Raw genomic sequence first — 24,596 nt, 5'->3', positions numbered from 1 at the left:
AGTCGTGCTCTGCATTTCAACAAGTGAATGCCCGAGCACCTGCCCGAGCCTTGGACCGCACCGTCGCAGCACACACCGTCGTGGCGCCGGCGCCCGATGAGGAGCAGCAGTCTTGCGCGAGTTCAGCCTTCCGGCTTTGTACGAGGTCCCCGCGGACGGGAACCTGACCGACATCGTCCGCAGAAACGCCGCGCAGCACCCGGACGTCGCCGTGATCGCCCGCAAGGTCGGGGGCGCCTGGCAGGACGTCTCGGCCACCGCCTTCCTCGCCGAGGTGCACACGGCCGCCAAGGGCCTGATCGCCGCCGGGGTCCAGCCGGGCGACCGGGTGGGCCTGATGTCCCGCACCCGTTACGAGTGGACGCTGCTCGACTTCGCGATCTGGAGCGCCGGCGCGGTGACCGTGCCGGTGTACGAGACCAGTTCGCCGGAGCAGGTGCGCTGGATCCTCGGTGACTCGGGGGCGACCGCCTGTGTCGTGGAGACCCCGGCCCACACGGCCGCCGTCGAGTCGGTGCGCGACGGGCTGCCCGCGCTCAAGCACGTGTGGCAGATCGAGGGCGGCGGCCTGGACGAGCTGAGCCGGCTCGGCCAGGACGTCACGGACGAGACGGTCGAGGAGCGCGGCTCCGTCGCCAAGGCCGACGACCCGGCGACCATCGTCTACACCTCCGGCACCACCGGCCGCCCCAAGGGCTGTGTGCTCACCCACCGCAGCTTCTTCGCCGAGTGCGGCAACATCGTGGAGCGGCTGCGTCCGCTGTTCCGCACGGGCGAGTGCTCGGTGCTGCTGTTCCTGCCGCTCGCGCACGTCTTCGGGCGGCTGGTGCAGATCGCGCCGATGATGGCGCCGATCAAGCTCGGCTGCGTCCCGGACATCAAGAACCTCACCGACGAGCTGGCCACGTTCCGCCCCACGCTGATCCTCGGTGTGCCGCGCGTCTTCGAGAAGGTCTACAACTCGGCGCGCGCCAAGGCGCAGGCCGACGGCAAGGGCAAGATCTTCGACAAGGCCGCCGACACGGCGATCGCCTACAGCAAGGCGCTGGACACCCCCTCGGGCGCGTCCCTGGGCCTGCGGATCAAGCACAAGGTCTTCGACCGGCTCGTCTACGGCAAGCTCCGCGCGGTCCTCGGCGGCCGGGGCGAGTACGCCATCTCCGGCGGCGCCCCGCTCGGGGAGCGGCTGGGGCACTTCTTCCGCGGCATCGGCTTCACGGTCCTGGAGGGCTACGGCCTGACCGAGTCCTGCGCGGCCACCGCGTTCAACCCCTGGGACCGCCAGAAGATCGGCACGGTCGGCCAGCCGCTGCCCGGCTCGGTGGTGCGGATCGCCGACGACGGCGAGGTGCTGCTGCACGGCGAGCACCTGTTCAAGGAGTACTGGAACAACCCGGGCGCGACCGCTGAGGCGCTGGCCGACGGCTGGTTCCACACGGGTGACATCGGCACCCTCGACGAGGACGGCTACCTCAGGATCACCGGCCGCAAGAAGGAGATCATCGTCACCGCGGGCGGCAAGAACGTCGCCCCGGCCGTGATCGAGGACCGCATCCGGGCGCACGCGCTGGTCGCGGAGTGCATGGTGGTGGGCGACGGGCGGCCGTTCGTGGGCGCGCTGGTCACCCTCGACGAGGAGTTCCTGGCCCGCTGGTGCGCCGACCACGGCAAGCCGGCGGGTTCCACCGCGGCGTCGCTGTGCGAGGACCCGGACCTGCTGGCCGCGGTTCAGGCGGCGATCGACGACGGCAACGCCGCGGTGTCCAAGGCGGAGTCGGTGCGCAAGTTCCGCATCCTGTCGCACCAGTTCACGGAGGAGTCGGGCCACCTGACGCCCTCGCTGAAGCTGAAGCGGAACGTGGTGGCGAAGGACTACGCGCACGAGATCGAGGCGATCTACGCGAAGTGACCCGCCGGGGGGGCGGTCGCGGGCTTCCGCCCGGGTCGCCGCGCCCCCTCGGGGCAGTCGTCCTACAGCACGTCCTTGAGGCGCTCCGCGAGGAGGTCCCAGCGCCAGGTCTGCTCGACCCACTCGCGGCCCCGTTCCCCCATCCTGCGGCGCAGTTCGGCGTCGCCGAGCAGGACGGTGATGCGGTCGGCGGCCTCCTCCGGGGAGCCGCCGCGCACCACCCAGCCGGTCTCGCCGTCCAGGACCGCGTCCGGCGCGCCGCCCGAGTCGCCGGCGACGACCGGGAGTCCCGTCGCGGAGGCCTCCAGGTAGACGATGCCGAGGCCCTCGACGTCCAGGCCGCCGCGCCGGGTGCGGCAGGGCATCGCGAAGACGTCGCCTGCGCCGTAGTGGGCGGGCAGCTCGGACCAGGGGACGGAGCCGGTGAAGCGGACCGAGGCGGCCACGCCGGTGTCCTGCGCGAGGCGCCGCAGGTCCTTCTCGTACGGGCCGCCGCCGACGATCAGCAGCACCGCGTCCGGCTCGGCCGCGAGGATCCGGGGCATGGCCCGGATGAGGGTGTCCTGACCCTTGCGCCGGACCAGGCGGGAGACGCAGACCACGACCGGACGGTCCGTGAGGCCGAGGCGGGCCCGGATCTCCTCGCCGCCCGAGCCGGGGTGGAAGGTCTTCTCGTCGACGCCCGGCGGCAGCTGCACCATGCGGGCCGCCGCCTCGGGCGTGAGGGCGCCGGCGATCCGCGAGCGCGTGTACTCGCCGAGGTAGGTGATCGTGTCCGTGGCGTCCCCGATGCGGCGCAGCAGCTGCCGGGCGGCGGGCAGTTGCGCCCAGCCGGCCTCGTGGCCGTGCGTGGTGGCCACCAGCCGCTCGGCGCCCGCGGCGCGCAGGGCCGGTGCCATCAGCCCGAGCGGGGCCGCCGCCCCGAACCACACCGAGGTGCAGCCGTGCTCGCGGAGCAGCCCGGCGGCCCGCCGGGTGGCGCCCGGCGTCGGCAGCAGCATGGTCGTACGGTCACGGACGACGGTGAAGGGCTGCTCGGCGTCGAAGGCGCGGGTGGCCTCGATCCCCTCCCGGGTCCGCTTCCAGGTCGAGGCGTAGACGACCAGCCGCTGCGGGTCCAGCCGCAGCGCCATGTTGTGCAGGAACGCCTGGATGCCACCGGGCCGGGGCGGGAAGTCGTTGGTCACGATCAGGGTCTTGCGCACGCCGCCGACCCTATCGAACGGCCCCTCGCGGCCCCGCCCGGCGGCACGTGTGGCACGCTCACAGCCGGTGGGCCCATCATGGCCCTCTCGACACGCGGGCGAACGGGCAGGGATCAGGTGAAGACGACGGGCGCGAGGCGGTCCCTGGCATGGCTGCCGGTGGTCTGGTGTCTCACGAGGCTGATGCTGCTGCTGTTCGTGCTGAAGGTGCACGTCTTCCCCGGCCCGGACGTCACCAGCGACGTGCAGGTGATCTACCAGGGCTGGTACGGCGTGCTGCGCAGCGGAACGTTCCCTCTGGAGGACGTCACCTGGCAGTACCCGCCGGCCGCCGCGCTGGCGATCCTCTCCCCCGGCCTGCTGCCCTTCCTGGAGTACGCGACGGCGTTCTTCGTGCTGGTGTGCGTCACCGACCTGGTCGTGCTGGCGCTGCTGGCCTGCGCGGGACGCCGCCCGGGGCGGTCGCCGCGCGGCGCCTGGGTGTGGGTGATCGGCGTGCCGCTGCTCGGTCCGACGGTGTACGCCCGCTACGACGTGATGGTCACGGCGGTGGCGGTGGCGGCGCTGCTCGCGGGTGCCCGGCATCCGCGGGCGATGGGGGCCCTGGCGGCGTTCGGCGCCCTGCTGAAGGTGTGGCCGGCGATGCTGCTGCTGGCGGCCCGCCGCGGCAGCGCCTGGGTGTCTGCCCTGGTGACCGGGGCCGTGGTCGCGGGCGGGTTCGCCCTGCTCATGCCGGGCGCGTTCGCCTTCCTGACCTTCCAGCGCGACCGGGGCACCGAGGTGGAGTCGCTGGGCGCGCTGGTCTTCCACGTGGCCCGGCAGTTCGGCTGGGAGGGCGAGGTCAGGCTGAACTACGGCTCGATCGAGTTCCTCGGCCCGTGGGTCGATGAGGTGAGCACGGGCGCGCTGTTCCTGACGGGGGCGGCGTTCGGCTGGCTGGTGCTGTGGCGGCTGCTGGCCCGGCGCTTCGAGGAGCACACGCTGGCCGACGCCGCGTTCGTGGCGGTGCTGATGTTCACCACCACCAGCCGGGTGATCAGCCCGCAGTACATGGTGTGGCTGGTCGGGCTGGCCGCGGTGTGCCTGTGCTTCCCCGGCAGCAGGATGCGGCTGCCGGTCGCCCTGGTGCTGGTGGCGTGCTTCGTGACCGTGCTGGAGTTCCCGCTGTACTTCGGCAACGTGGTGGCCAGCGACGGCCTCGGCCTGACGCTGCTGTTCCTGCGCAACGGCCTGCTGGTGGCCGCCGCGCTGCTCGCGGCCCGGGCGCTGTGGCGGGCGGCGGTCCCGGGCACGGTCCCCGCCCCCGGTGCCGCTCAGCCCGCGCGGGCCGGCGAGACCCCCGTCTCCTCCTGAGCCGGCGCCCGCCGGAACAGCAGCCCCGCGAGGGCGCACTGCACGGCCGTGGCGACCGCCAGCGCGAGACACACCCCCGGCAGTCCCAGCCCGGTCAGCCCGTGGGCGAGCGCCAGCTGGACGGCCGTCCCCAGCACGGTGACCCGCAGCAGCGCCGACGCCTCCCCGCCGCCCTCGAAGACCCCGCCCAGCGCGATGAGGCAGCCCGACAGCAGCAGATAGGGCCCGACGCACCGCAGGAACAGCACGCCCTCGCGCGCCACTTCGGGTCCCGCGCCGAACGCGGCCATGAGCCAGGGCGCGGTGACGGCCAGCAGGACGGCCGCGGCCAGGCCGAGGGCACCGGACAGCAGCACGGCCTGCCGCCCGATCGCCCGCCGCTCGTCCCGCCCTCCGCCCCGGGTGTGCGCGGTGTGGATGGAGGCGGCCTGGCGGACGGCGTAGAAGGACATCGTCGCCACGTACATGACCTTGTAGGCGATCGCGTACGCGGCCACCGCCGGCACCCCGAGCCGTGCCACGAGCGCGACCAGGACCAGGGCGCCGGTCTGCCGCACGGTGAAGTCGGCGGACATCGGCAGACCGGTGGTCAGCGTCCGCCGCAGGGCGGCGGCCCGGGTCTCGCCGGGCTTCGCGGCGCGGGCCGTGCGCAGCAGGGCGTTGCGCCGCACCGCGACGAGCCCGGCCCCGAGCGCCGCGCACCGGGCCAGCACCGTCGCGGCGGCGGCGCCCCGGACGCCGTAGAGGTGGATGAGGAAGGGGTCGAGGACCAGGATCAGGCCGTTGGACAGCAGGGCGAGGCGCATCGGGGTGCGCGTGTCGCCGGTGCCCTTGAGCAGGCCGTCGACGAGTTGCTGGGCGAAGAAGACGGCCGTGCCGGGCAGGGAGATCGAGAAGTAGGCGACGGCGAGCGTGAGGGCGGCGCCGTCCGGTGCGCCGAGCACCAGCCGGGCGAGCGGCTCGCGCCCGAGCAGGCCACCCGCCACGACCAGGGGCGTCACCAGCGCCCACAGCGCCCAGCCGCCGCGCGCCGCGGCCCGTACGGCGGCGGGGTCGCGGGCGCCCCGGGCGTGGGCGACCAGCACGGTCGTGCCGGAGCCGAAGACCAGGGCGATGCCGAGCAGCACGTTCTCCGTGGTGGTGGCCACGGCGACGGCGGCCACGGCCGGCCCGCCCAGCGGGGTGACCCAGACGGTGTTGACGATCCCGGCGGCGACCGAGGCGAGCAGGGAGAAGTAGACGGGGCGGGCTAGCAGGACGAGCTGGGCGCGGTGTGCGTTCACGGTGACGGTCCCCCCGGAGTCCTGACGGATGCCTACCTCTACACGAGCTATATCGATTCGAGGTAACTCGTTAAGAGGTAGCATGGGGCCTCGCACGTCCGCAAGGAGGACCATGCTGGAGCTGTCGATCCTCGGCTTCCTGGCCGAGGAGCCCTTGCACGGCTACGAGCTGAAGGAGCGCATCAAGGCGCTGACCGGGCACGTCCGGCCGGTGAGCGACGGCGCCCTCTACCCGGCGATCACCCGGCTGGTCGCGGCAGGCCTGCTCGACCAGCGCACCGAACCGGGCGCGGGCGCGGCCCCGCGGCGCATCCTCGCCCTCACCGGCAAGGGCCGTGCGGAGCTGCTGGAGCGGCTGCGCCACCCGAAGCAGACCGAGATCACCGACCAGGTCCGCTTCAACACGGTCCTGGCCTTCCTGCGCCACCTGCCCGACCCGCGCGAGCAGGCGGCGGTGCTGCGCCGCCGGCTGGACTTCCTGCAAGCCCCGACGAGCTTCTTCTACGCCTCCGGCAAGCCGGTCCGCGCCGAGGAGGCGACGGACCTGTTCCGCCAGGGCATGCTCCGGGTGGCCCGCGCCACCGGCGAGGCGGAACGCGCCTGGCTGCGGGAGGCCGTCGAGCGGCTGGACCCGCCCGGGCCACAGCCCTGACCGGCCCGCCGCCCGCGGGACGGCGCCGCTTCAGCCCAGCTGCGTCCGCAGGTATCCGCGCCACTCCCGGGTGAAGGCCTCCGGCGTCGTCCCCAGGACCTCGCGCATCGCCTGCTCCACCGCCCCGTCCCGCTTCCCGTGCTCGCCCACGGCCCGGTAGAACGCGCGCAGCCGTGACTCGCCCCAGCGGTCGGCGATCATCCGGCACGCCGTCCAGCCGCTCTCGTAGGCCCGGGCCAGCCGGCTCGCGTCGCCGGTGAAGCCGAAGTCCTTGTCGGACGGCAGCGCCGCCGGCAGGCGGTCCCGGTCCACCGCGCGGGCCAGTTCGGGGGCCGCCTCGGCGGGCGTGCGGCCCACGGAGCGGTAGCCGACCCAGTCGGCGAAGCCCTCGGACAGCCACAGCGGCGTGGCCGCGGTGGTCCGGGAGCGGGTGGCGACATGGGTGGTCTCGTGGGTGACGACGACCTGCTCGCCGAGGCTGCCGAGGAGGGCGAACGCGTCCGGGTTGACGATGACCCGGTCCGCGGGCGCCCGGGCCGGGGCGCCCGTCTCACCGGTCGTGACGGCCGCGATGCCGCGGTAGGAGGAGGCGGGCGAGCCGAGCAGCCCGGCCATCCCCTCCAGCGACTTCGGTACGAGCACGACGACGCGCCGGCTCCACTGCGCGCCCCACGCCTCCGACACGGCCGGCACCGCCCGGTCGGCCAGGTCGGCGAAGCCGCGCAGCGACCGGTCGGACTGCCCGACCCCGAGGACGAGACTGTGCGCGCCCCGCATGATCCGCACCGTCCCCTGGTCCCAGAGCTGCTGGGCCGACTTCCTCGCGGGCCGGTCCTCGACGACGGACCACCGCCCGTCCGCGTGCCGGCTCAGCCGCAGGGTGCGCCCGGCGGTCACCGGGGCCCGGTCGTAGCCCGCCACGCTGTAGCGCAGTTCGGCGTCGGCGGTGGCCGTGTCGCCGTCGCGGCGCAGCGCGGTCACGCGGTAGGACCAGTCGGCCACGGGCACGGCCCGCAGCCGGCCGAAGTCGGTCCCGGCGCCCGTGCGCGCGTAGGCCCGCTCGTCCCGGTCGACGACGGCCGCGGCCCGCCGGTCCAGGAGGCGCTGGACGTCGGCCGTGGCCCTGTCGGTCGCGGACGGCCCGCCGCACCCCACGAGGGCGGCGAGCAGCAGCACCAGCGCCACCACCCCGGAGCCCCACCGTCGACCAGCCACGTTCCCGAGAATACGGGCGCGGGGCCGCGTCGGTCAGACCCTGGTCACCGACGAGACGGGCATCATCCCGACCGGGTCGTAGCGCACGGGCGCGCCGGGGTAGGGCGCGTGGATGACCTGGCCGTTGCCCATGTACATCCCGACGTGGCTGGCGTCGGACCGGTAGACGACCAGGTCGCCCGGCCGGGCCTCGGACAGCGGGACCTGCCGGCCGGCGAACCGCTGGGCCTGCGAGGTGCGCGGCAGGGAGACCCCGGCCTGCGCGTACGACCACTGCATGAGGCCTGAACAGTCGAAACCGGTGGGCCCGCTGGCGCCCCACACGTAGGGCTTGCCGAGGGCGCTGCGGGCGGCGGCGACGGCGGCGGCCCCGCGTCCCGAGGCGGCGCCGGCGCCACCGAAGTCGGGCAGGTCGCCGCGCCCGGCGCGGGAGGCCCGGCCGTAGGCGTCGCGCTCGGCGTCGGGCAGGGAGTTCAGCAGCCGCCGCGCCGAGGCGAGTTTGCGCTCGACGCTCTTCTTGTGGGCGGCGACGGCCTTGCGGCTCCGCTCCAGTTCGCGGAGCTTGTCCGCCGTCTCCTCGCGGTCCTGGGCGAGTTCGCGCATGGCGTGCTGGAGTTCCTTCAGTTCGCCGGCCTGGTGGGCGGTGACGCGGTCGAGCCTGGACGCCTTGTCGAGGTAGTCGTCCGGGTCGTCGGAGAACAGCAGCGCCACGGCCGGGTCGATGCCGCCCGAGCGGTACTGGGCGCCGGCGAGTGAACCGAGCGATTCCCGCAGGGAGTTGACGCGCTGCTGCTGCCGGGCGATCCGGTCCCGGGCGGTGCCGACCTCCGCGCGCAGCGCGTCGGCCCGCTCGTCGGCCTCGTTGTAGGCCTCGGTCGCCTTCTCGGCCTGCGCGTAGAGCCGGTCCACCGCGGCCCGGGTGTCGTCGTGCGGTGCGGCCGCGGCCGGTACCGCGCCCAGGGCGGCGGCCGCGACGGACAGGATGCCGACCGCGACGGTGGCGCCCCGGTCGGACCCGGACGGTGCAAGGCGGCGATGGGACCCCACGGGAAGCCGCTCTCCTTCCGCTGACGGACTTGGAACGCGGCAGACAGTAGCCCTGTGGCAGGGGACCGCCAACGACCATCCGTGGGTGTGCGGCAGGACGCCCCACCGCTGACGCAGGTCACCGGCGGGGCGGGGGCTCACGCGGCGCTGTCGCGATTCGCCCGAACGGCGGACACGGCGGACCGGTGAGGAAGGCTCCGGAGGGCCGGGGTCAGACCCGGACGCCGAACATGAAGGGGCCGCCGATGGTGTTCATCGACTCGTAGCGGACGACCGTGCCGGTGCGCGGGGCGTGGATGATCTGCCCGTTGCCGGCGTAGAGGCCCACATGGTGCAGGTCGTTGAAGAAGAAGACCAGGTCGCCGACCTTGAGCTGGCTGACCGAGTAGATCTTGGTGCCGGCCCCGGTCTGCGCCTCGGAGGTGCGCGGGATCTGCACGCCGGCCGCGGCGTAGGCCCGGGAGGTGAGGCCGGAGCAGTCGTAGGAGCTCATGCCGGTGGCGCCGTAGACGTAGGGCTTGCCGAGCTGGCTCTGGGCGAAGGCGAAGGCGGCGGCGGCACGGCCGGAGCCGGGCGGCACGTTGCTGGTGAGGGCGTCGCGCTCGGCGGTCCGGCTGGCGCGGTTCTGGTCCTCGGCCAGCTTGGCCTTCTCGGCGGCGGAGAGGCTGTTGAGCAGCTTCTGCGCGGAGGCGAGCTTGCCCTGGACCTCCTTCTTCTTCTTGCCCAGCTCGGCGCGGGTGGAGGCGAGGTCCTTGAGCTTCTCGGCGGCCTCGGCGCGCTCCTGGGCGAGTTCGCGCTGCTTCTCCTGGACCTTCTTCAGTGCCTCGACCTGCTGGCCGCTCAACTGGTCGAGCGTGGAGGCCTTGTCGAGGTAGTCGTCCGGGTCGGAGGAGAGGAAGAGCTGGACCGAGGGGTCGATGCTGCCGGTGCGGTACTGCGAGGCGGCGGCGAGGCCGAGGCTGTCGCGCAGCTCGTTGAGCTCCTCCTGGCCGCGGGCGACGTTGTCCTGGATGGTGGAGATCTCCTTCTGGAGCTTCTCCTGCTTCTCCTTGGCGCCGTTGTACTTCTCGGTGGCCTGCTCGGCCTCCTGGTACAGCTTGTCGACCTTGGTCTTGACCTCGTCCTTGCTCGGCTTCTCACTGGGAGCCGCGTTGGCGGCCTGCGAGCTGAAGGCGACGGCAGCGGCGGCGGCGGTGGTCAGCACGGTCACACGTGCGCGGCTCGGCTGCTTGGGACGACGGTGGGACGCCACGGGTGAAAAGCTCCTTCTCGGCCCCTCCGCCGTCTCTCCCGATGAGTGATCACCCGAGCGGAGGTCTGGGGCCTGACCCTAGTGACCTTCCTGTGATCAGTTCAAATCCTCAGATGAAAAATCACGTCACGGTAGGCCATCTTTTCCCCTGGACTCACAGGCGGTGAGACCCACTTGACGCACCGTGGCCCACAGGTCTCACCAATGCGGGCATCACGCCCGGAGGTTACGCATGGGGCGTACGCCCCCTAGGCCCTCGAAAGGCGCTTCAGCAGCATCGCCGAGGCGACGGGCCGGGCCCCGGCGCGGGCCACGCCGTCGGCGACCTCACGGTCGGTGGAGGCGACGATGACCGGGCGGCCCGGCGGTTCGGCGCGCACCAGCTGGCGGATGAGCTCGTCCGCGGTGACGCCCGGCTTCGAGAACAGCACGCGCACGCCGCGCGGGGGCGCGAGCAGCACCGGCGCGGCCAGTTCGGCGCCGTCGAAGACGCAGGTCACCTCGGCGCCGCTCTGGGCGGCCAGCTGGGACAGCTGGCCGAGCAGCCTGAGACGCTGCTTCTCCAGCGGCATCTGCGGATAGCCGGTCTTGGTGACGTTGTAGCCGTCGACGACCAGATGGGCCTGCGGCAGCGCGAGCAGCTGGTCGAGCACCTGCGGGTCGTGCTCCGACAGGGCGCGCGCGGCGATGTCCTTGGGGGTCATCCGGCCCGGCTCGACGGCGTCGACGGTCTCGGCGGGCCGCACCGACACCGGCGGCAGGGCGAGTTCGCGGCGGAGCCCCTGGGTGGCGTCCAGCAGGGTGTCCAGCAGCAGCCTCACGCGCATGTCCTCGACGCTGCGCCCCTCGCGGGCGGCACGCCGGGCGGCCTCCAGGGCGGCCTCGGTCTCCCCCAGCCGGGCCTTGAGCCGCCGGGTCTCGCTCTCGGCCGCGGAGACCTGGGCGTGCGCCTCCGCGCGGACCGCCTCGACCTCGCCCTGGACCTTGCGCAGGGCGGCCTCGCCGCGCTTGACGTCGCTGAGGGCGGCGCGGAGCTTGCGGTGCAGCGACTCGGTTTCCCTCTTGGCCGAATCCAGCTCGGCGCGCAGCCGCTCGGTCTCGGCGCGGGTGTGGTCGCGGGCCCGGTCGAGTTCGGCGCGCAGCCGCTCCAGCTCCGCGCGGTTCTCCTCGTCGGCGCGCTCGGCGTCGGCCCGCTGCGCCTCCTCGCCCGCCGCGGTCACCAGCTTCACCCAGCCCGGCGGCCGGAGCACGTAGGCCGCGGCCGCCACGTCGAGCGGGTCCGCGGCCGGGGGCGGGGATCCTGAGTCGAGGGCGCCGGTCAGCTCCGGCTGGGTCTCTCTGAGCTTCTCCGCGATGCGCTGCCGGAACAGCGGATCGGTCTCCAGCGCCGCGGCCATGGCGTTGCCGGCGAACTTGGCCCGGCGGTTCGGGGCGAACCGCGCGTACTGCCGCAACTGCGCGGGCAGCTCGCTCACCGTCAGGGAGCCGAAGCCGTCCGAGACGATCTGCACGACCCTGCGGCGCACGCCGTCGGGCAGCGGACGGTCGAGCACCTCGGCGGCGCCGTCGCCCGGCCCCCCGCCCGTGGTCTCCGCCATCCGTCACACCCCAATGCTGTGCGGGGCCCGCTCCTGTCAGGAGCCGGCACCCGGCCTGTCCACGAGTTCCACCTGGTCCACCGCGTTGCACCAGCGGCAGCGCACCGACTCGATGGTCTCACTGAGCACCTCGCGCTCCTCGACCTCGGGCTCCCCGGCCAGGTCCAGGTGGACGTACTCGACGACCTTGGACGAGCGGGTCACGTCGAACCTCGTGAGGTTGCCGCAGAGGGTGCAGCGCCACCGCGTCGAGGCGGTCGGCAGGGGAACCGTCATCGTGACCTGTTCTCTTTCCTTCTAGTGTCCGTGACGCGACCGGCATCCCCGGTGCGTGTGGTCCGTAACCCTACGGCCTGGCGGGTGCTCGCCGCCCGCGTGTCCACGGCGGCGAGGCGGTCTGTGCGGTTGCGTCCGGTTACGTCATGCTCTGTAGCCATGATCAGCAAGTGGAGCGCGTCGATCGTCCGGAGCGGCAGAGCGATCAGGGGGTCGTCGGCGCCGGTGACGTACGCGCTGATCGCCCTGTGCTGCGCGGTCTTCCTGGCGGGACCCGCCTCGGGCCTGAATCCGGCGTACGGCACGGGCGACGAGCTGCTCGCCGCGCAGCGGGCCTACTTCCGGCGCTGGGGCGTGATCCCCGCAGAACTGTTCGACGGGTCCGGGGGCTCGCCCCTCACCCCGGCGACGGCCCTGTTCGTCCACGGCAGCTGGGTGCACCTGCTGGGCAACATGCTCTTCCTCTACGTCTTCGGGGCGATGACCGAGGAACGGATGGGCCGTGTGCAGTTCACCCTGTTCTACGTCGGCTGCGGCTACCTGGCCCTGCTGGGCTACGCCGTCGCCCACGCGGACTCCGGACAGTCCCTGGTCGGTGCCTCGGGAGCGATCTCGGCGGTCCTCGGCGCGTTCCTGTACCTGTTCCCCCGGGCCCGGGTGACCAGTCTCCTGCCGTTCCTGTTCTTCCTGCCGGTGCGTTTCCCGGCGTGGATCGTGCTGCCGTTCTGGGCGGCCCTGCAGTGGGTGGCGGCGGGGCGGGCCCCGGCCGGGCCGGGGGTGGCCTACCTGGCCCACCTCATCGGATTCGCCCTGGGCTTCGGCTACGCCTCCGTCCGCTACGGCCGCCCGACCGGCCCGACTAGAGTGAAAGCCGCCCCAGCTCCGGCCCCCGAGGGAGAGAACCAGCCGTGATCACCGCGATCGTCCTGATCAAGACCAGCGTGGACCGGATCCCCGAGATCGCCGAGTCGATCGCGGCGCTGGAGAACGTCAGCGAGGTCTTCTCCGTCACCGGCACCTACGACCTGATCGCGATGGTCCGGGTCAAGGACCACGAGGACCTGGCCGAGGTCATCCCCGGCCGGATCAGCAAGATCCCCGGCGTGGAGGGCACGGACACGCACGTGGCGTTCCGCACGTACTCCCAGCACGACCTGGAGGCCGCCTTCGCGATCGGCCTCGACAACTGAGACCCTCCCCGGGACGCGGATGATGAAGAGTTCTTCATCCGGGCTTCATCCCGCTGCCGCGCCCGGGTCCGCAGGATCGGGCCCATGGCCTTCTCCCGTCGTATGGCGGCCCTGTCCGCCGTCGTGCTGATCCCGCTGGGCATCGCCGCGACCAGCTACGCGCTCGCGGACCGCCCCGAGGCGCCCCGGGTGCCGCCCCAGCAGGTCGAACTGGACCGCGGCACGCCCACGCCCACCTCCACGCTCCGGCCCCCCTCCCAGCCCGCGCCGCGCGGATCCGCCCCCGGCGACGAGGTGGTCTCGCGGCCCCCGGTGACCGACAGCTCAGCGAGTGACGATGACGACGACGACGGCCAGGGCGGCTCGGACGACGGACCGGGCGACGACGACGGCCCCGGCTCCGACGGCTGACCCCGGCCTCCGCCGGATCTCCGCCCGGGTCCGGATCCTGCTGTGGCTGCTGCTGGTGATGGCGGTCGCCCTCGCCTCCGTGGCCATGACCACCCGCTCCTACCTGCTGCGGGACGTCGACAACCGGGTCGACCGGCTGCTCACGCAGGAGACCGGCGAGTTCGCCAACTTCGAGGAGCGCGGCGGCGACCCGCAGACCGGCCTGCCGTTCACGGACGCGGACCGGCTGCTCACGGTCTTCCTGGAGCGGCAGTACCCGGACGCGGACGAGGAGCTGATCGGCCTGGTCGGGCGGGCGGACGGCGGCCCGCGGCAGATCCGCCGGCCGCACGACCTGCCCGTGGCCCTGCCCCTGCACCGCGACCCCGAGGCCCGGCGCCGCATCTACGACTCGCCCGCGTCCTCCGGCGTGCTGCGCCGGCCGCAGGGCGAGATCCGCTGGGCCAAGGTCACCGTGGGCCGGCCGGACCGGGAGCCGGACGCCGCGTTCGTCGTCGCCTTCCACCCGGAGCGGGAGCAGGCGCGGGTGAACACCGTGTTCCGCACGCTGCTCGTGATCTCCGGGGCCGCCCTGCTGCTGACCACCGGCATCGCCTGGGCGGTCGCCGGGCGGATCCTGCGGCCCGTGCGGGTGGTGCGCACGGCCGCCGCGCAGCTCACCGAGCAGGACCTCACGCGCCGCATCCCGGTGCACGGCCGCGACGACATAGCGGCCCTCGCCGAGACCTTCAACGGCATGCTCGACCGGCTGGAGCGGGCCTTCGCGGCGCAGCGCGAGTTCGTCGACGACGCCGGGCACGAACTGCGCACGCCCATCACCATCGTGCGCGGCCACCTGGAGGTCATGGGCGACGACCCGGCCGAGCGCGAGGAGACGGTCCGGCTGGTCACCGACGAGCTGGACCGCATGAGCCGCATCGTCGAGGACCTGCTGCTGCTCGCCAAGGCCGAACGCCCCGACTTCGTCACGCCCGAGCCGGTCCAGGTCGCCGAACTGACCGCCGACGTCTACGTCAAGGCGCGCACCCTGGGCGAGCGCGACTGGCGGCTCGACACGGTCGCCGACCTGGAGGCCGAGCTGGACCCGCAGCGGATCACCCAGGCCATGGTGCAGCTCGCGCAGAACGCCGTGCAGCACACCACCACCGGCCAGACCATCCGCATCGGCTCCCGCGCCGACGGCCCGGACCTGGAGCTGTACGTCGCCGACTCGGGCCCCGGTGTGCAGCCCCAGGACACCGCGGTGATCTTCGAGCGCTTCCGCCGCGGCACGGCCCGACGCGGCGCCCGGGGCTCCGGGGCCGGGCTCGGGCTGTCCATCGTGAAGGCGATCGCGGAGGGCCACCGGGGGCGGGTACGGCTCGACGGGACGCCCGGCGGCGGCGCCACCTTCACCCTGGTGCTGCACGCGCCCCGGACACCGGAAGGGAACCTGCCGTGAACCGCATCCTCATCGTCGAGGACGAGGAGCGCATCGCCTCCTTCGTGGAGAAGGGCCTGCGCTCCAACGGCTTCACCACGACCGTCGTCACCGACGGCGACGCCGGCTACGAGTACGCCCTGACCGGCGGCTTCGACCTCGTCGTCCTGGACATCGGGCTGCCCGGCCGGGACGGCTTCACGATCCTGCGCGAGCTGCGCGAGGCCCGGGTTTCGGTGCCGGTGATCGTGCTGACCGCGCGGGACTCCGTGCGGGACACGGTGGCCGGCCTGGAGGGCGGCGCCGACGACTGGATGACCAAGCCGTTCCGGTTCGAGGAACTGCTGGCGCGGGTGCGGCTCAGGCTCCGTACGGCGGCGCGGGCGCCGGAGGTGACGGTGCTCAGGTCGGGCACCCTGAGCCTGGACCTCCGTACCCGGCGGGCCCGGTCCGGGGAGCGCACGGTCGATCTGACGGCACGTGAGTTCGTGCTGCTGGAGCTGTTCCTGCGGCACCCCGGGCAGGTGCTGTCGCGGGAGCAGATCCTCTCGCACGTGTGGGGGTACGACTTCGATCCGGGGTCCAACATCGTGGACGTGTACGTGCGGACGCTGCGCAGGAAGCTGGGCGCGGAGCGGGTGGAGACGGTGCGCGGGATGGGGTACCGGCTGCCGTAGCGCCGGGTGGGGCGCGGCACCTGAACGTTCCTTCATGTGGGGCTCATCGACGGCTCACCGGCCGTGCAGATCCTCGACGGTGTGACGCCGACCCTCCGCACCACCGCCGCCCTGTGCGTCGCCCTGTCCCTGTGCGCGCTGCTGGCCGTGCCGGCGAACTTCCCGGGGCTCGGCGCCGACGCGCGGCTCACCCTCGCCGCGTTCGTCCTCGCGACCTGCGCCTGGATCGGCACGCCGATCGACGACACCTACGTCGCGCTGGGGGCCGGGCTCGCGCTCACCGTGACCGGGGTGATCAGCAGCGACACCCTGTTCGGGACGCTCGGTGACGCCACGGTCTGGCTGCTGATCTGCGCGTTCGTGCTGGCGGCCGCGGTGGGCCGGACCGGGCTCGCAGGGCGGGCCGCGGTGTTCCTGGTCAGCGGGGCCCGTGGCGTGCGGCAGCTCGTGCACCTGACCACCGCCGCGCTGGTCGTCACGGCGTTCGCGGTGCCCGCCACCTCCGGCCGGGCCGCGCTCGCGCTGCCGGTGTTCCTCGCGCTGGCGAAGGTCCTGGCCGACCGGAAGCGACTGGTCGTGATGCTGGCACTGCTGTTTCCGACCGTGATCCTTCTGTCGGCGGTGGCGACCCTGATCGGCGCGGGAGCGCATCTGATCACCGTGTCGGTGCTGTGGGAGACGACGGGACAGCACATCGGCTTCACGGAGTGGCTGCTGCTGGGGCTGCCGCTGGCCGTGGTCTCCTCGCACCTGGCCGCCGAGGCGGTCCTGCTGACGACGACCCGGCGCGCGGACCGCCGCGGCCCGGTCCGCATCACCGCCGAGCGGATCCAGGAGCACAGCGAGCAGCCGGTGACGGGCCCCTGGAGCCAGGCCGAGAAGCGCTGCGCCCTGCTGCTGGCCACCGTGGTCGTGCTGTGGTGCAGTGAGCCGCTGCACCGGGTGCCGCCGGCCCTGGTCGCGCTGACCGGTGCCGTCATCGCCTCCTCGCCGGCGCTGGGCACCGTGCGGCTGAAGGACGCGCTGAGGACCGTCCCCTGGTCGCTGCTGCTGTTCATGGCGGCGACGACGGCGATGGGCGTCGCGCTCGCCGACTCGGGCGCGGCCGGGTGGCTGGTCTCGGGGCTTCCGGCGGGCGCGACCCCCGTGGTCTTCCTGGCGGTCGTGATCGCCGTGAGCACGGCGGCCCACCTGGTGCTGCAGTCCCGCTCGGCCCGCTCGTCGGTCCTGGTGCCGCTGGTCGTGGCCGCCGCCGTCGGTGCCGGCGTCAACCCGGTCGCCACCGCCCTGGCCTCCACCGCCGCCGCGGGCTTCTGCCACACGCTGCCCGCCTCGGCCAAGCCGGTCACGCTCTTCGCGCAGCTCCCCGGCACCCCCACCTACGCCCCGCGCGACCTGCTGCGCCTGTCCGCCGTCCTGGCCCCGCTGACCGCCCTGCTCGTCCTGTTGTTCGCCGTCGCGGTGTGGCCGCTGCTCGGCGTGCCCGTCACCCGTTGAGGAGCCTTCCGTGCTGAACCGTGTCGTCGTAGCCCCCAGCGGCTTCAAGGAGTCCCTGTCGGCCGGGGCCGCCGCCGAGGCCATCGCGGCCGGTGTGCGCCGCGTGCTGCCCGGCGCCGAACTCGACCTCGTCCCGCTGGTGGACGGCGGTGAGGGCACGGCCGCGGCCCTGGCCGCCGCGACCGGCGGCGTGCTCGTCACCGTGCCGGCGACCGGCCCGGTCGGGGAGACCGTCGCCGCGCACTTCGCCCTGCTGGGCTCCGGGGACACGGCCGTGGTGGAGATGGCGGCGGTCGCGGGCCTCTCCCTGGTCCCCCGGGACCTGCGCGACCCGGGCGCCACGACCACGTACGGCGTCGGCGAACTGCTCCGCGCCGCCCTGGACTCGGGCGTCCGGCGGATCCTGGTCGGCTGCGGGGACTCGGGCACCTGTGACGGCGGCGCGGGCGCGCTGCAGGCGCTCGGGGCCCGGCTGCTGGACGAGCAGGGGCGCGAACTCCCCCGCGGCGGCCGGGAGCTGATCCGGCTGCACCGGGTCGACCCGACCGGCCTCGACCCCCGTCTCACGGGCGTGGAACTCCTCGTGGCCTGCAACCCGTACAACGTGCTGTGCGGCGAGCGGGGCGTGGCCCGGGTCTTCGGGCCGCAGAAGGGGGCGACGCCCGCGCAGGTGGAGGAGCTGTCGGCGGCCCTGGAGAACTGGGCGTTCGTCCTCACCCGCGACGCCGCCGTGCCGGGCACCGCGCTGCGCTCCGACCCGGGGACGGGAGCCTCCGGCGGGCTGGGCGCCGGGCTCGCCGCCCTGGGCGCCCGGCTCCTGCCCCGCTTCGACGTGCTGCTGGACCACCTCGACCTGGACGCCCGGCTGGCCCGCGCCGACCTGGTCGTCACCGCCGAGGGCGCCCTGGACCACCAGACGCCGCGCGGCAAGGTCCCGGCCGAGGTGGCGCGCCGGGCGAAGCTGTACGGCCGCCCGGTGCTGGCCCTGGCCGGCACCCTCGGCGAGGGCGCGCACCAGGTGCCGGGCGTGGACGCCTGCCACGGCATCCTGCCCGGCCCCATGGAGCTGGCGGAGGCGCTGCTGCGGGCGAACGAGCTGCTCACCGACGCCACCGAACGGGCCCTGCGGATGATCGTCCTGGGCGCCCGGCTACCGGCGGCCGCCGGTAGCCGGGCCCTTCACGCGGAGGTGTCCGGCACGCACCGCCCGTCCTCCGTGCGGTAGTTCCACTTCGCCCCGTCCGCCACGAGCTCGCGCACGGCCCGCACGAACCGCTCCACGTGCTCGTCGGGCGTGCCGGCGCCGAAGCTGACCCGGATGGCGTTGAGCGACTTCTCCCCCGGCGCGGCCTCGGGCGCCCCGCACTCGCCCTGCGTCTGCGGGTCGCTGCCCAGCAGCGTGCGCACCAGCGGATGGGCGCAGAACAGCCCGTCCCGCACGCCGATGCCGTACTCGGCGGAGAGGGCGGCGGCGAAGTGGGAGCTGTTCCAGCCGTCGACGACGAAGGAGATCACGCCGACGCGCGGGGCGTCGTCCCCGAACAGGGACAGGATCCGCACCTCGGGCACCTCGGCGAGACCCGCGCGCACCTGCTCGATCAGGTACCGCTCGCGGGCGACCAGGGTGTCGAAGCCGGCCTCGGTGAGGGCCTTGCAGGCGGAGGCGATGGAGTAGGCGCCGATGACGTTCGGGGAGCCGGCCTCGTGGCGGGCGGCGCTCTCGTGCCACTCCACGTCCACGCCCCCGTCCGCGCGGCGCGTGACCTTCCGGGAGGCTCCGCCGCCCGCGAGGTACGGCTCGGCCTCGCGCAGCCAGTCGGACCGCCCGGCCAGCACGCCGGAGCCGAAGGGCGCGTAGAGCTTGTGCCCGGAGAAGGCGACCCAGTCGACGTCGAGGTCCGCGACGGACACCGGGTGGTGCGGGGCCAGCTGGGCGGCGTCCAGCACGATCCGGGCGCCGTGGGCGTGCGCCGCGGCCGCGAGTTCCCGTACCGGCCACAGCTCGCCGGTGACGTTCGAGGCGCCTGTGACGCAGACCAGGGCCGGCCCGTGGGGGTCCCGGCCGGCGAGGGCGCGCTCCAGCGTCTCGACGGCCTCGTGGTGACTGCGCGGGGCGTCGAGGTACGTGACGCGGGCGTCGCGCCAGGGCAGCAGGGAGGCGTGGTGCTCGGTCTCGAACACGAACACCTGGCAGTCCTGGGGCAGCGCGGCGGCGAGCAGGTTGAGGGAGTCGGTGGTGGAGCGGGTGAAGACGACCTGGTCGCCGGCGCGGCAGCCGAGGAACTCCGCGACGGTCCGGCGGGCGTTCTCGAACAGGTCGGTCGACAGCTGGGACAGGTACCCGGCACCGCGGTGGACGCTGCCGTAGTACGGCGCGTAGGCGGCCACGTCGTCCCAGACCCGCTGGAGCGCCGGGGCGCTGGCGGCGTAGTCCAGCGCGGCGTAGGTGACCTCTCCGCCGGTCACCAGCGGCACGGTGACATCCCGTCCCAGAACGGGCAGCGGGGCACAAACGGACTGGTCTGCGGCAACGGTGGAGACGGACATCGGTGAACTCCCGTGAGATCAGGTGACTCCGCCCGCGAGCCCATGGGCTGCCGGCGGGGGTGAAGGAAGAAGGGATGCGGAGGCGGGGCTCTGCGGCCCTATCGCATTCGCTGACTCACGAAGAACTCCTCGACGACCAGGACCCCTGGTATCGCGAGGGGTCCGCGCTTGCCGCAGACCTCGCTGCCTGCGGCCTGGTCTTCACCCGGGGCACCCCGCCACGGACGGAGGGTTGCCGGACAGTCGGCCGGGGCCTCATGACTGTCACTCATGACCTGGCCAGGAACGTACGCGAAAAGATCGGCGTCCCGCAACCCGAGTCCGGATCGCGGGACGCCGCACGTCGCGCCCGGCTACGCGTTGCTGGCGGCCACCCACCGCTCCAGGGTCCGCTTGGCGGCCCCGGAGTCGAGCGACTCCGCCGCCCTCGCCATGCCCGCGCCGATCTGCTCGGCCAGCGTGCCCGTGCCCGGCTCCAGCGCCATCAGCGCCGCCGCCGAGTTCAGCAGCACCGCGTCCCGCACCGGGCCCCTCTCGCCGTCCAGCAGGCGGCGGGCGACCTCGGCGTTGTAGGACGCGTCCGCGCCGCGCAGGGCCTCCACCGGGACCAGTTCCAGACCGACGTCGCGCGGGTCGAAGGCCTCCTCGGTCACCTTGCCGTCGCGGACGATCCAGACCCGGGAGGTGGCCGTGGTGGTCAGCTCGTCGAGACCGTCGTCGCCGCGGAAGACCAGGGAGGAGTGGCCGCGCTCGGCGAAGACCCCGGCCACGATCGGCGCCATGCGCGGGTCGGCCACGCCGACCGCCTGGGCCCGGACCTTCGCGGGGTTGGTCAGCGGGCCGAGGACGTTGAAGATCGTCCGGATGCCCAACTGGCCGCGAGCCGCGCCCGCGTACCGCATCGACGGGTGGAACTTCGCCGCGAAGCAGAAGGTGATCCCGGCCTCCTCGGCCACCGCCGCCACCCGGTGCGTCGGCAGCTCCAGGTTGACGCCGAGCTTCTCCAGGACGTCCGAGGCGCCGGACGCGGAGGAGGCGGCGCGGTTGCCGTGCTTGACGACCTTCGCGCCGGTGCCGGCGATGACGATCGCCGACATCGTGGAGATGTTGACGGTCTTGGCGCCGTCGCCGCCCGTGCCGACGATGTCGACCGCCGGGCCCGGCACCTCGATGACGTTGGCGTGCGCGTACATCGCCCGGACGAACCCGGCGATCTCCTCGACCGTCTCGCCCTTGGCGCGCAGCGCCACCACGAACCCGGCGATCTGCGCGTCCGTCGCCTCGCCGCGCATGATCAGGTCCATCGCCCAGGCGGTGTCGTCGGCGGTCAGGTCGCGGCCTTCGAGCAGGCCGTTCAACAGCAGGGGCCAGGAGCGGCCCGCCGCGGTGTCGCCTCCAGCGGGGGTCACAGCGCTCATAAGCCGCTCCAGGGTCAGGTGTCCCGCACTACGGGACGAGAGTCTCAACGAGGTCCACCCTATCCAGCCCCCGGCACCGCGAAGGGCCCCGTCCGAACACCGGACGGGGCCCTCGTGTGGCGTGGCGAAGCAGTGATCAGTGGTGGCCGTGGCCGCTCGTGATCTCCCGGTACTCCTCGACGGTGGGCTTCGGGATCTGGGCGCCCTCGCCGTAGTAGGCGTCGCTGAGCTTGGCGCGCAGCTTCTCGGAGCCCTTCACCTTGCGCTCGACACCGTTCTCGTCGACCGTCGGGCCGAGCTCGACCGGCTTGTACTGCTCGTGCGCCGTGAGCGTGTACATCTGCTCCTGGCTGAGCGGCTCGTGCACCTCGATGAACTCACCGTGCGGCAGGCGCTTGATGATGCCCGACTCGCGGCCGTGCAGCACCTTGTCCTTGTCCCGGCGCTGCAGGCCGAGGCAGATGCGCTTGGTGATGACGAACGCGATGACCGGCCCGGCGAAGAACCCGATCCGGACGAACCAGGTGACCGCGTTGATCGACAGGTGGAAGTGCGTGGCGACGATGTCGTTGCCACCGCCGATCAGCATGATGATGTAGCCGGTGATCCAGGCGACACCGAAGGCGGTGCGCGTCGGGGCGTTGCGCGGCCGGTCCAGGATGTGGTGCTCGCGCTTGTCCCCGGTGACCCAGGACTCGATGAACGGGTACAGGGCGATGATCGCGAGGAACAGGCCGAACAGGACCAGCGGGATGAACACGCCCAGGACCAGCGTGTGACCCCAGAGGTTGATCTCCCAGCCCGGCATGGCGCGGACCAGGCCCTCGGCGAAGCCCATGTACCAGTCGGGCTGGGCACCGGTCGACACCTGGTCGGGCCGGTAGGGGCCCAGGACCCAGATCGGGTTGACGGTCGCGATGCCGGCGATGGCCGCGATGACACCGAAGACCAGGAAGAAGAAGCCTCCGGCCTTGGCCATGTAGACCGGCAGCAGCGGCATGCCGACGACGTTCTTGTTGGTCCGGCCGGGACCCGCGAACTGCGTGTGCTTGTGGTAGAAGACCAGGATCAGGTGGCCGACCACGAGCCCGAGCATGATGCCCGGCAGCAGCAGGATGTGGATCGAGTAGAACCGGGCGACGAAGTCGGTGCCCGGGAACTCCCCGCCGAACAGGAACATCGAGATGTACGTGCCGACGATCGGCACGGACAGGATCGCGCCCTGCGTGAAGCGGACACCGGTGCCGGAGAGCAGGTCGTCCGGGAGCGAGTAGCCGGTGAAACCGGTGAACATGCCGAGGACGAACAGCAGGAAGCCGAACAGCCAGTTGATCTCGCGCGGCTTGCGGAACGCGCCGGTGAAGAAGACGCGCATCATGTGCACGAACATGCCGGCGAGGAAGATGATCGCCGCCCAGTGGTGGATCTGCCGGATGAGCAGACCGCCGCGGACGTCGAAGCTGATGTCCAGCGTGGAGGCGAACGCCTCCGACATCAGCTGCCCCTGGAGCGGGACGTAACTGCCGTGGTACTCCACCTCGTTCATCGACGGGTGGAAGAACAGCGTCAGGTACACACCCGTCAGGATGATGATGATGAAGCTGTAGAGGCAGATCTCACCCAGCATGAAGGACCAGTGGTCCGGGAAGATCTTGCGCATGTTGGCCTTGGCCAGGGAGTAGATCCCCAGGCGGCCGTCGGCCCAGTCGGCGACCCGCTCTCCGGCGGGCGCCTTGCGGCGGTCGTCCTTGTTGCTCATCCGCGCTCCCAGAAGGCAGGACCGACGGGCTCTTCGAAGTCGCCGAGCGCCTCGAGGTAGCCCTCGTCGTTCACGCCGATGCGCAGCTGCGGCAGGGCGTGACCGGCGGGACCGAAGATCACTCGGGCACCGTCGGACAGGTCGAAGGTGGACTGGTGGCAGGGGCAGAGCACGTGGTGCGTCTGCTGCTCGTACAGGGAGATCGGGCAACCGACGTGGGTGCAGATCTTCGAGTACGCGACGATGCCCTCGTGCGACCACTCGAGCTCGCGCTTGTCCTTGATGTTCTCCGGCTGGATCCGGACGATCATCAGGGCGGCCTTGGCGATCTCGTTCTGGAACTCGTGGCTGTGCTCCTCCAGGCCCTCGGGCTTGGCGAAGGTCAGCGAACCGACCGCGACGTCCGAGGGACGCAGCGGCTGGTTCGTGTTCATGTTCACGAGCAGCTTGCCCTTGGACCACATGGTGTGGCGGAGCTTCTCGCCGGGCAGCGGGCCGAGGTCGCGCAGGAGCACGACGCCGGAGAGCGGCACCAGCGTGAGCGCGCCGAGCATGGTGTTGCGGATCAGCTTGCGGCGGCCGAGCGCGGACTCCTTGGCGCCCTGCTTGAAGTCCGCGAAGACCTTCTCGCGAACCTCGGGCTCCGCCTCGATCGGGTGCCGCTCGTCGGCGATCTCCACGTCCGACATCAGGGTGCGCGCCCAGTGGACGGCGCCGGCGCCGATGCAGAACAGCGCGATGCCGAGCGTCATGCCCAGCGCGAAGTTCAGGGCGCTGATGTGGCCGAGCGGGAAGATGTAGACCGACTTGTCGACCGGGATCGCCACGAACGCGGCGATGAAGGCGATGGTGGCCAGCATCGACACCGTGAACATCAGGGCGACCGAACGCTCGGACCGCTTGGCGGCCCGCTCGTCGATGTCCTGGATCCGGTGCTCGTGGGGCGGCAGGCCGGGGTCGGCGAACGGGTGCTTCTCGTCCGCGACGCTGACCACGCCGTGCTCGTCATGTCCTGCGGACTGCGCGGCAGGCAGGTTCTCTTCTGGAATGTCTTGGCTACTCATGACTTCTTGGCCTTTGCGGTCCGGGCGGCGACCCACACGGCGACGGCGATCAGTCCGCCGAGACCGAAGATCCAGCCGAAGAGGCCCTCGCTGACCGGTCCCAGACCGCCCAGTTCGAGGCCACCGGGGCTCTCGGTCCTCTCGCTGTTGACCGCGTCGAGGTACGCGATGATGTCCTTCTTGTTCTTCTCCGACAGGGTGGTGTCGGGGAAGGACGGCATGTTCTGCGGGCCGGTCTGCATGGCCTCGTAGATGTGCTTCTCGGAGACGCCCTCGAGGCTCGGCGCGTACTTGCCGTGCGTCAGCGCGCCACCCTTGCCGGTGAAGTTGTGGCACTGCGCGCAGTTCGTCCGGAAGAGCTCACCGCCCTTGGCGATGTCGGCACCCTCGGGGCTGTACTGGTCCTCCGTCGGCACGGCCGGGCCGGCGCCGAGGGAGGCGATGTACGCCGCGAGCTGGTCGATCTCGGCCTGGGTGTAGATGTTCTTCTTCTTCGGGACCTGCGGGCCCTGGGAGGTGGCGGCCGGCATGCGGCCCGTGCCCACCTGGAAGTCGACGGACGCGGCGCCCACACCCACCAGGCTCGGGCCGTCGGAGGTGCCCTGACCGCCGGTGCCGTGGCAACTGGCGCAGCCGACCGAGTAGAGCTTCTTGCCCTCCTCGATGGTGAGGGACTGGGCGGATTCGTCGGCCTGCGCCTTGCTCGCGGGTGCGAACGCGGCGTACAGCCCCCCGGTGCATGCCAGCGCGAGGAGTAGGACGACGAGCGCCGCCATCGGGTGGCGTCGTCGTGCGGAGAGCTTTTTCACGGATTACCCCGGTG

Annotated in this window: 22 protein-coding genes and 1 riboswitch; of the genes, 10 read left to right on the top strand and 12 right to left on the bottom strand. The window is 72.8% G+C overall.

Going from position 1 to position 24,596, the window contains the following annotated elements; all coding sequences use genetic code 11:
- Positions 1–112 precede the first annotated feature (112 nt).
- Positions 113–1,909, top strand: coding sequence for an AMP-dependent synthetase/ligase (locus ACF07N_RS34240; protein ID WP_392120529.1), 1,797 nt, complete (start codon positions 113–115; stop codon positions 1,907–1,909).
- A 62-nt stretch (positions 1,910–1,971) separates the two neighbouring features.
- Here the strand turns inward: ACF07N_RS34240 and ACF07N_RS34235 are convergent, their stop codons facing one another.
- Complete coding sequence (locus ACF07N_RS34235; protein WP_392120527.1) at positions 1,972–3,114, bottom strand: glycosyltransferase family 4 protein; 1,143 nt, start codon at positions 3,112–3,114, stop codon at positions 1,972–1,974.
- Between the two features lie 117 nt (positions 3,115–3,231).
- Here ACF07N_RS34235 and ACF07N_RS34230 point away from each other — a divergent pair, with 117 nt between their 5' ends.
- Complete coding sequence (locus tag ACF07N_RS34230) at positions 3,232–4,467, top strand: glycosyltransferase 87 family protein (RefSeq protein WP_392120525.1); 1,236 nt, start codon at positions 3,232–3,234, stop codon at positions 4,465–4,467.
- On the opposite strand, the gene ACF07N_RS34225 is transcribed toward ACF07N_RS34230, so the two are convergent.
- Positions 4,428–5,750 (bottom strand): MATE family efflux transporter, encoded by a 1,323-nt coding sequence (locus ACF07N_RS34225; protein WP_392120523.1) that lies wholly within the window; start codon positions 5,748–5,750, stop codon positions 4,428–4,430. The genes ACF07N_RS34230 and ACF07N_RS34225 overlap by 40 nt on opposite strands.
- 112 nt (positions 5,751–5,862) lie before the next feature.
- Between ACF07N_RS34225 and ACF07N_RS34220 the strand changes: the two genes are divergently transcribed.
- Positions 5,863–6,402, top strand: a complete 540-nt coding sequence (locus ACF07N_RS34220) for a helix-turn-helix transcriptional regulator (RefSeq protein ID WP_392120521.1) — start codon at positions 5,863–5,865, stop codon at positions 6,400–6,402.
- 30 nt (positions 6,403–6,432) lie between these two features.
- Here the strand turns inward: ACF07N_RS34220 and ACF07N_RS34215 are convergent, their stop codons facing one another.
- The 5 genes from ACF07N_RS34215 to ACF07N_RS34195 form a co-directional block, all read right to left on the bottom strand.
- Positions 6,433–7,617 (bottom strand): hypothetical protein, encoded by a 1,185-nt coding sequence (locus ACF07N_RS34215; protein ID WP_392120519.1) that lies wholly within the window; start codon positions 7,615–7,617, stop codon positions 6,433–6,435.
- Between the two features lie 33 nt (positions 7,618–7,650).
- Entirely contained in the window at positions 7,651–8,664 is a 1,014-nt protein-coding gene (locus tag ACF07N_RS34210) for an NlpC/P60 family protein (protein WP_392120517.1), read from the bottom strand.
- Positions 8,665–8,875: 211 nt separating this feature from the next.
- Complete coding sequence (locus ACF07N_RS34205; protein ID WP_383333078.1) at positions 8,876–9,916, bottom strand: NlpC/P60 family protein; 1,041 nt, start codon at positions 9,914–9,916, stop codon at positions 8,876–8,878.
- Positions 9,917–10,164: 248 nt separating this feature from the next.
- Positions 10,165–11,514, bottom strand: coding sequence for an NYN domain-containing protein (locus ACF07N_RS34200; RefSeq protein ID WP_392120515.1), 1,350 nt, complete (start codon positions 11,512–11,514; stop codon positions 10,165–10,167).
- A gap of 36 nt (positions 11,515–11,550) precedes the next feature.
- Positions 11,551–11,790 carry a hypothetical protein gene (locus tag ACF07N_RS34195; protein ID WP_383333074.1) on the bottom strand — a complete coding sequence of 80 codons (240 nt, stop codon included), beginning with the start codon at positions 11,788–11,790 and terminating at the stop codon, positions 11,551–11,553.
- A 159-nt stretch (positions 11,791–11,949) separates the two neighbouring features.
- On the opposite strand from ACF07N_RS34195, the gene ACF07N_RS34190 reads away from it, so the two are divergent.
- The 7 genes from ACF07N_RS34190 (at position 11,950) to ACF07N_RS34160 (ending at position 18,210) form a co-directional block, all read left to right on the top strand.
- Positions 11,950–12,702 (top strand): rhomboid family intramembrane serine protease, encoded by a 753-nt coding sequence (locus ACF07N_RS34190; protein WP_383349550.1) that lies wholly within the window; start codon positions 11,950–11,952, stop codon positions 12,700–12,702.
- Positions 12,699–12,980: an Lrp/AsnC family transcriptional regulator gene (locus ACF07N_RS34185; RefSeq protein ID WP_392120512.1), complete on the top strand. Its 282-nt coding sequence runs from the start codon at positions 12,699–12,701 to the stop codon at positions 12,978–12,980. Before ACF07N_RS34190 ends, ACF07N_RS34185 begins: the two co-directional genes overlap by 4 nt.
- Before the next feature lie 84 nt (positions 12,981–13,064).
- Positions 13,065–13,391, top strand: a complete 327-nt coding sequence (locus ACF07N_RS34180) for a small secreted hydrophilic protein (protein ID WP_383333070.1) — start codon at positions 13,065–13,067, stop codon at positions 13,389–13,391.
- Complete coding sequence (locus ACF07N_RS34175; protein WP_392120510.1) at positions 13,318–14,832, top strand: ATP-binding protein; 1,515 nt, start codon at positions 13,318–13,320, stop codon at positions 14,830–14,832. Before ACF07N_RS34180 ends, ACF07N_RS34175 begins: the two co-directional genes overlap by 74 nt.
- On the top strand, positions 14,829–15,488 hold the full coding sequence (locus tag ACF07N_RS34170) for a response regulator transcription factor (protein WP_383333066.1): 660 nt from the start codon (positions 14,829–14,831) through the stop codon (positions 15,486–15,488). Before ACF07N_RS34175 ends, ACF07N_RS34170 begins: the two co-directional genes overlap by 4 nt.
- Before the next feature lie 81 nt (positions 15,489–15,569).
- Positions 15,570–16,985, top strand: a complete 1,416-nt coding sequence (locus ACF07N_RS34165; protein ID WP_392120543.1) for an SLC13 family permease — start codon at positions 15,570–15,572, stop codon at positions 16,983–16,985.
- A gap of 10 nt (positions 16,986–16,995) precedes the next feature.
- Entirely contained in the window at positions 16,996–18,210 is a 1,215-nt protein-coding gene (locus tag ACF07N_RS34160; RefSeq protein WP_392120508.1) for a glycerate kinase, read from the top strand.
- Here ACF07N_RS34160 and ACF07N_RS34155 read toward each other — a convergent pair.
- From ACF07N_RS34155 to ACF07N_RS34135, 5 genes are all read right to left on the bottom strand, one after another.
- The gene (locus ACF07N_RS34155) at positions 18,165–19,532 is read right to left on the bottom strand and encodes an aminotransferase class V-fold PLP-dependent enzyme (protein WP_392120506.1); all 1,368 of its coding nucleotides are present in this window, start codon (positions 19,530–19,532) and stop codon (positions 18,165–18,167) included. The genes ACF07N_RS34160 and ACF07N_RS34155 overlap by 46 nt on opposite strands.
- 159 nt (positions 19,533–19,691) lie before the next feature.
- A riboswitch (SAM riboswitch) is annotated at positions 19,692–19,808 on the bottom strand.
- Positions 19,809–19,885: 77 nt separating this feature from the next.
- Positions 19,886–20,950 carry an anthranilate phosphoribosyltransferase gene (gene trpD, locus ACF07N_RS34150; RefSeq protein WP_383333058.1) on the bottom strand — a complete coding sequence of 355 codons (1,065 nt, stop codon included), beginning with the start codon at positions 20,948–20,950 and terminating at the stop codon, positions 19,886–19,888.
- A gap of 136 nt (positions 20,951–21,086) precedes the next feature.
- On the bottom strand, positions 21,087–22,709 hold the full coding sequence (locus tag ACF07N_RS34145) for a cytochrome bc complex cytochrome b subunit (RefSeq protein WP_392120504.1): 1,623 nt from the start codon (positions 22,707–22,709) through the stop codon (positions 21,087–21,089).
- Entirely contained in the window at positions 22,706–23,773 is a 1,068-nt protein-coding gene (locus tag ACF07N_RS34140) for a Rieske 2Fe-2S domain-containing protein (protein WP_383333054.1), read from the bottom strand. Before ACF07N_RS34140 ends, ACF07N_RS34145 begins: the two co-directional genes overlap by 4 nt.
- Positions 23,770–24,582: a c-type cytochrome gene (locus ACF07N_RS34135; protein WP_383333052.1), complete on the bottom strand. Its 813-nt coding sequence runs from the start codon at positions 24,580–24,582 to the stop codon at positions 23,770–23,772. The genes ACF07N_RS34140 and ACF07N_RS34135 overlap by 4 nt, the downstream gene beginning before the upstream one ends.
- Positions 24,583–24,596: the final 14 nt, after the last annotated feature.

It is taken from the genome of Streptomyces sp. NPDC015242, from assembly GCF_043079125.1.
Classification (GTDB): Bacteria; Actinomycetota; Actinomycetes; order Streptomycetales; family Streptomycetaceae; genus Streptomyces.
The sequence above is the reverse complement of the archived record's forward strand: the minus strand, read 5'-3'. Positions and strand labels throughout refer to the sequence as shown.